The sequence below is a fragment of the Stieleria sp. genome (assembly GCF_041595215.1).
GTDB lineage: Bacteria > Planctomycetota > Planctomycetia > Pirellulales > Pirellulaceae > Stieleria > Stieleria magnilauensis.
On record NZ_JBFHKV010000398.1, the window covers coordinates 1 to 6857 of the forward strand.

The following is a 6857-nucleotide window of genomic DNA, read 5'->3' on the forward strand; positions in this document are numbered from 1 at the left end:
CTACCACTACAAATCGATCTCCAGCAACAGTCGCGGCAGACTGCGCCCGATGTATGAACGGGTCTTCAATCACTACCACAACCGCAGAGGCATGGAAGCTCCCTACACCGAGCAAGCCGCATTAAAACTCCGCCAAAGTCAGTCGGAGACGCGCGAGGCGTCGAACCGACGTGATGCGAACGAGCGTGATGCGAACCAGCGTGATGCGAACCAGCGTGATGCGAACCAGCGTGATGCGAACCAGCGTGATGCGAACCAGCGTGATGCGAACCAGCGTGATACGAACCAGCGTGATGCGAATTCACGCCGCGACCGTCGCCGCCGCCGATCGGCAGCCTCGCATCTGGATACCCTGATGTATGCCGGTCATCCGGCTGACCTCCAACCGATCAATTAGCAACCCTGCCGTCGCGGCGTTTCGTTAAGAACCATCATCCGGGGTTAGATCAAGGGACTCGTGGAGGCCTCAAAGCATCTGCCGCACATCGGACGCATGCGTCGGGAATGCGAACAACGTCGACTTGATATCCGTCGCTGTCAAACCAAACTTCATGGCCAGTGCGAACAAGTTAATCGTCTCGTCCGCCGCCGGACCGATCAGGTGTGCCCCGAGGATACGATCACTGTCTTTGTCGATCAGTACTTTGTACCCGCCACAAGGTTGGTGTGTTTTGCGGACCGAACCCGATGACGACGTGTCTTGATGATGAACGACAACATTGTGCGATGCTTCTGCTTGGTGTTGTGACATCCCCACCGATGCGATCGGCGGAACGGTAAAGGCGACTTTCGGAACCTGTCCATAGTCTGGCCGCTCTTGCGGGTGTTCGGCGAACAGGTTTTTGACGACGACGCGAGCCTCTTCGTTGGCAACCGGAGTCAGGCGAGGTTTTCCCGTGTCAGCGCAGTCACCGGCAGTAAAAACGGACGGGTTGGACACGCTTCGCATCAGTGAATCGACCTTGATGCCATCGTCGCCGAACGCAACGTTCCCGGCTTTCAGATTCAAGCTGCCAAGATTCGGCACACGCCCCGCCCCGTGAACCACCAGATCGGCCTGCAGGGTCTCGTCATTGCGATCGGCATGCCCGTATCGCACGACGAACGACCCCGCATCGCCTGGGGAGATCTCGGCGACCTCCGCATTGGTTCGGACGTCCATTCCACGCGACTTCCCGTATCGGACCAACTGCTTGACCAAGTCTGGATCAAAGGGCGATAGCACCCCGTCGCCGCGTTCCAGCACGATCACCTCGGCACCGCAGCGGGCCGCCACGCACGCAAACTCCATGGAGATATAGCCGCCTCCGATGAAGACCATGCGCTGGGGAATCGATTCCAGTTCGAGGAATTCGTCACTGTGAATTGCCAGCTCGCCACCGGGGACGTCGAGCGATCGAGGGTGGCCCCCGACGCCGACAAAAATGCGATCACTCGATAGTTGGTGTTCACCGACACGGATGGTCGTCGGATCGACAAATGACGCCTCTCCATGAAAGGTTGTGATCCCGCGTTTTTGGAACGACGCTTCACTATGTTCCAGCACCGGTTCGGTGAATTCACGCTTGAATTCCAATAGCTTGGCCCAGTTGACACGAACGCCATCGGATTCGATGAACTTGTCCAGTCCGCCGCGCGTCCGATCGATCAAATCAGCAGCGTTGGTGTAGACCTTTTTCGGGTTGCACCCGCGTAGCGCACAGGTGCCGCCAAATCCTCGCGATTCGATGACCGCGACACGTTTGCCATCGTCTGCGGTCTTCTTCGCTACCGTTGACGCGGACGGACCGGTTCCGATCGCAATGAGGTCAAACCGGTTTGTGCTCATCACAGTGGAGTCTCCAGTCGGTGGGTGAATCAAGTCGCGTCCAGAATCAATCGCTTACGGTATCAATCAGATAAGCTCTCAAATCTCAAATGCACGCAGTAACTTAAATGCACGCAGTGTGCCAAAGCACTCGGCACAAGTTTTGCTATGGGTCGCCCGTCATCGTCCTGTTGGTGTTGTTGCCGATGGGCCGACTTCAAACCCGTGGCGTCAAGCACGGCACTGCAACCTTTGATCGCAAATTCAGGAAACCTGCTGTGAGAACCTCTCGAGACTTCATGCATGCATTGTTGTTGACGTTCGCCGCCACGCTCGGCTTCGTCCTGGCAGGCTGCGACGGCAAAGAACCGTTGTTAGAGATGGAAACCGCGGACGGCGAAGTGGAGGTCCAACGTGATCGCGAAACGGGCGACGTGGACGTCGAGGTGGTCGATTAGCAACCAACCGCCCGCAAGCCAGCGGGCAGACCCTTACGAAAACCGCGTTGCCCAAACAGCTGGTCAAGTTCTTCGACATTGGTCCACAACGTGCACGATGTCGTTTGGGCCGCTCGGCGAGGCGGCATTGTTCAGACACTCAATAAGGGGACAACAACATGAATTGGGATCAAATCCAAGGCAAGTGGAAACAAGTCAAGGGTCAGGCGCAACAGAAGTGGGGCAAACTGACCGAAGACGAACTCGATCGCATCGATGGCAAACGCGAAGAGATGGTCGGTGTCGTGCAAGAACGATACGGCATCGCCCGCGATGAAGCAGAACGCCAAGTGCGAGAGTTCGAGTCCTCTTGCAATTGCTAGCCACTAACCGCAATTCCACAGGGTCCAAAAGTACACAGCGTTTGGGCCCTGTGACCTCTTCTCTGCTGTGTGTGACAAACGACTCTCAGAGCGTAAACAGAAGTACCAAAGCCATGGAAACTGCAATTCACACTTTGTTGGCGACCACCGCGATCGCTTGCATGACAGTGACTGCCGCGGTTGCCCAAGAATCCGAGACCAAGGAACGCCAACGCGTTCAACGGCGTTCCGCAGACGCCGGAAAACTCGATGAGAAGACTCGTGGTGCGAACATCCGGGTCAGTCAACTCATGGGTTACAACATCCAGAATTCGCAAGGCGAGAGCGTCGGTGAAATCAAGGATATCGTGATCGATTCCCGGACCGGCAAAGTCAAGTACGCCGCGGTGACCTACGGCGGTTTCATCGGTTTGGGGAACAAACTGTTTGCCGTGCCGTTCGAAGCGTTCAAAGTACAAGTCGATCCAGACGAAATCGGTGATGATGATATCGATGCGGATGACTACGTGCTTGTGCTCAACGTCACGCAGCAACAACTCGAAGGCCAAGAGGGCTTCGACGAAGACAATTGGCCCGACATGGCTGACAGCCAGTGGGCTCGCGAGTTGGACAAGCGTTACGGCGTTAACCGCAACGAAGACGCAAAAGAACGAATGAAGCGACTCAATCGCGAGTCCAACAACGAGTAGAGTCAGCCAGAAGACACAACCGGATTTGCAGCTTGGTGACGACAAGGCTGCCGCGGACCAAGCGTTCGCGGCAGCCTTCGTCAATTCTGCCACCGCGATTTCGCGTCGACAACGATTTCAAACCCGGTTGGCACTGACCGCGCAACCCGCTGCAGCGAACTTGTGGGAATGATCGCCGCCGTCTAGACTTGATACTGCTGGCAATCAGCCCGCAAGTCGCCAATAGGCGATTAACTTTTCCATTTGAAGCCTGACGCCGGCAGCGGATAGCCATGACCGATAACGCTCGCGACATTTCCGTTGCTGAAATGAACCCCGAGCAGTTGCCGGTCGCGGAGCACGAGAGTGATCGGATCGATCGTCGATTTCTTGATGGGTTGCGACGATCCCGCGGTGGTCATCGATCGGATGGCCGATTCCGCGACGAGAATTGTTTCGCTGTCGATCACCGAAGGCGGCTACAACGTCGACGCCGAAACCGGCGAATTTGACGCGTCCAATCCCGACGCCCGGCACGACGTCGATCATCCGTCACAACCAAAGCTGGTGTTCGGATACTTGACCGCGGCGCTCCGGAAACGTCGTGATAGCGGATTGCCGGCGTTCACAGTTCAGTCCTGTGACAACATTCAGCACAACGGCGACTTGACACGGAAAATGCTGGTCGGATTTGCTCGCCTGCAAGACTCCGAACTGGCCGCCTGGATTGATTCAGAAGTCCGCTTTCCCAACGCGATGGTCGATCGGATCACGCCGGTGACGACCGATGCCGACATCGAGTATCTGCGAACGGAGTTCAACGTCGACGACCAGTGGCCGGTTGTCTGCGAGCCCTTTTGCCAATGGGTCATCGAAGACCACTTTTCGGCGGGCCGCCCGGATTGGCAGAACGTCGGCGTGCAATTCTGCTCCAATGTCACGCCGTATGAAGAAATGAAATTGCGGCTGCTCAATGCCGGCCATTCGGTGCTCGGGATTCTCGGCAGCGTTTACGGTTACCAAACGATCAACGAGTGTATCCACGACGATCTGTTTCGCGATTTCCTGAGACAGTTCTTTGACGTGGAGGCGACGCCCGTACTCGATGCCGTGGAAGGGATCGACTTGGACCAGTACAAGGCGACGTTGATTGAACGGTTTGGCAATCCCAACATCCGTGACAACCTGGCCAGGATTTGTCTGGAAAGTTCCAGCAAGCTGCCCGTCTTCCTGATCCCCACCATCTGCGAAAATCTCACCAAGGGGGGCAGCATCCGTTATGCGGCACTCGTGATCGCGGCGTGGTGCTATTACAGCGAGAAACACGCCGATCGCCACGGCCAACCACTCGATGTGACCGATGGGCTGAAAGAAAGTTTGCACGAGGCAGCGAAAGCCACTCGCGACGACCGGTTGTCGTTTCTGAGAATTCAACAGGTCTTCGGCGACCTCGCCGACAACGAGCGGTTTGCGCAGACTTATCTGGAGATGCTTGACCGGATGGACCGCACGCCCGACGTCAGCGAACACATGCGGGCGGTGCTCGGTGATGCCGGCGGTGCCTCTTAGACTCAAACGCACCGCGGCCCGTAGGCTCACGCCAAACGGCTGATTCAATCGACAAGCCGTTGGCAATTTTTTTTCCAATTTGCGTGCCACGGTTTTTACGGTGCCGGAGTAGATATAGTGGACTGACTTGAAGCCCACGATGCCTAATTTCGCAGACAAGAGCGAAAGCCTGGTGACGCCCAAGGTCTGACCCAGCAGATGCTTCTGGCGGTTTTTCCGGCCATCGGTTGCCGGGAAAAGAATGACTTCGGATCAATTCAACCCGTTTTGGCAATTGGAGCATGACATGCTTTGGACGACATCCCGTCTTTTCTTGGTCGGTGTCGTAGCGGCGACGTTCGGTTTCGTAGCGTTGACGCTCGAGGCCGTCGCGAATGCGGAACCGCTGCGATATCGAATTGCGCCCGACGAGGTGGTCCCATATACGGTCACCATCACGGCGGACACGCCCAGCTCGGTCGAAACCATGCAAGGGGTCATTGTCTTTACCGGAAAGCAAACCGAGGGCGAAACGATGACCGTTGAGTACAGCGGTGGATTAAGCAAATCTGTTAAATCGAAATCGTCCGGCAGCGGTCCGCGAAGAGGCGGGTTTGGACCGCGTCCGGGCGGCCCTCCGATGCCGCGCGGTCCGTTTGATCGCCCCGATTTTCAAGGACTCGCTCAGTCCACCAGTACCTTGGTCTTGACCAGCACCGGCGGTGTGGAGAGCATGCGAGGTGACTCGCAGTTGCCGTTCCTGTTGGGCAATCTTTCCTTGTTGCCCTTTGACGTACTCCCCGAGCAAGAGACTCGGAAATGGCAGGACGGAAGCGGTCTGACCATCACCTCACGTTCTTCAAGTAACTCCCGCTTCGGTCCGAGGTTTGGCCCCTTCGCCAATGACCAAAACGAAACGGTCAAAACCGGCGGCGGGGAAACAGCCAGCTACGAGATTCAAAGTGAAGCTGGGAATCTGGTGACGATTCGCAAAACCTATTCTCTGTCCTCGCCGGCGGCAAACAGCGAGGAAACCGGATTTGAGATGAACGGAACGGGTACCTGGGTCTTTGATCGCCAACGCGGCGTCACCGAATCAATGCGTTTCAAGGTCGATCTGACCATCCAATCCAAGAACACCGATGTCAAAATCCCGGTGACGGTGGCTTACGATCGGATGTCCGACGAAGCCTATGCCGCACACGTCAAGGCGCGACAGGACCGCATCGCAGAACTCCAACAGCGGACGGCTGAACGAAATGCGAAACAGGCAGCGGCAGCCAAAGAACAGGAAGGCAAGCCGTTGACCGGTCAGGTGAAACGCGAAGTGATGGCCGATTTGAATTCGTCGCAATGGCCAACCATTGCGAACCGACTGAGACGCATGAAGGGGTACAAGCCGCATCCGAACGACTTTGATGTTGCGATGCGGGTGAAAGAGTTGCAAACGCACAAGGTGATCGGCGTCAGCATGGCCGCCAAGAATCTTTGGAAAGGGATCGAACCCGTCGTCGAGGCGGCCGGTTCATCGCCTCCGCCAGCCAACACGAGCAACCCGTTTGCGACGGCGAACGAAAAGATGGACGAGGGACGCGGCATGCGCCAGTGGAGTGACAGCACGGGAGCCTTCCGGGTGGACGCCCAATTCGTTCGTGTGGACGGACCAAATGTCGTTTTGCAACGCGCGGACGGAAAGGAGTTGAGTGTTCCGATCAGCCGACTCAGCACGGCCGACCAAGCTGTTGTCAAAGCGATTGAGTCGCAGTAGCGCGCGCGGATTCCTTTGGTACGGAAAGTGTTAGCGGAACGGCGCGAGCCGTCCGGTGGTAGCGTGAAAACACGTTGAAGGACCGGAGGGCTCGCGCCCTGCCGCTAACAACAACTGCAGGCGTTAGCGGAACGGCGCGAGCCGTCCGGTTGTAGCTTGAAAACACGTTGAAGGACCGGCGGGCTCGCGCCCTGCCGCTAACAACAACTGCAGGCGTTAGCGGAACGAGCGAGCCGTCCGGTTGTA

At 57.0% G+C, this 6857-nt stretch carries 6 protein-coding genes and 1 pseudogene; 6 read left to right on the forward strand and 1 reads right to left on the reverse strand.

Annotated features, from left to right (window positions below):
• Positions 1-397, forward strand: a pseudogene (locus tag ABX749_RS16165) (hypothetical protein); the annotation flags it as partial.
• Between the two features lie 69 nt (positions 398-466).
• Here ABX749_RS16165 and ABX749_RS16170 read toward each other — a convergent pair.
• Positions 467-1828, reverse strand: a complete 1362-nt coding sequence (locus ABX749_RS16170) for an NAD(P)/FAD-dependent oxidoreductase (protein WP_372896883.1) — start codon at positions 1826-1828, stop codon at positions 467-469.
• Positions 1829-2085: 257 nt separating this feature from the next.
• Here ABX749_RS16170 and ABX749_RS16175 point away from each other — a divergent pair, with 257 nt between their 5' ends.
• The 5 genes from ABX749_RS16175 (at position 2086) to ABX749_RS16195 (ending at position 6611) form a co-directional block, all read left to right on the forward strand.
• Positions 2086-2265 (forward strand): hypothetical protein, encoded by a 180-nt coding sequence (locus ABX749_RS16175; RefSeq protein ID WP_372896884.1) that lies wholly within the window; start codon positions 2086-2088, stop codon positions 2263-2265.
• Positions 2266-2423: 158 nt separating this feature from the next.
• The gene (locus tag ABX749_RS16180; protein ID WP_372896885.1) at positions 2424-2627 is read left to right on the forward strand and encodes a CsbD family protein; all 204 of its coding nucleotides are present in this window, start codon (positions 2424-2426) and stop codon (positions 2625-2627) included.
• Positions 2628-2788: 161 nt separating this feature from the next.
• On the forward strand, positions 2789-3316 hold the full coding sequence (locus ABX749_RS16185; RefSeq protein ID WP_372896886.1) for a PRC-barrel domain-containing protein: 528 nt from the start codon (positions 2789-2791) through the stop codon (positions 3314-3316).
• A gap of 345 nt (positions 3317-3661) precedes the next feature.
• Entirely contained in the window at positions 3662-4864 is a 1203-nt protein-coding gene (locus ABX749_RS16190) for a mannitol dehydrogenase family protein (protein ID WP_372896887.1), read from the forward strand.
• A 241-nt stretch (positions 4865-5105) separates the two neighbouring features.
• Entirely contained in the window at positions 5106-6611 is a 1506-nt protein-coding gene (locus tag ABX749_RS16195) for an SHD1 domain-containing protein (RefSeq protein ID WP_372896888.1), read from the forward strand.
• Positions 6612-6857 lie beyond the last annotated feature (246 nt).

Bases quoted from the DNA above. Each gene is read 5' to 3' on its own strand.
- ABX749_RS16185 (WP_372896886.1), top strand. From the start codon at position 2,789: ATGACAGTGACTGCCGCGGTTGCCCAAGAATCCGAGACCAAGGAACGC.
- ABX749_RS16195 (WP_372896888.1), top strand. From the start codon at position 5,106: ATGACTTCGGATCAATTCAACCCGTTTTGGCAATTGGAGCATGACATG.
- ABX749_RS16170 (WP_372896883.1), bottom strand. From the start codon at position 1,828: ATGAGCACAAACCGGTTTGACCTCATTGCGATCGGAACCGGTCCGTCC.
- ABX749_RS16180 (WP_372896885.1), top strand. From the start codon at position 2,424: ATGAATTGGGATCAAATCCAAGGCAAGTGGAAACAAGTCAAGGGTCAG.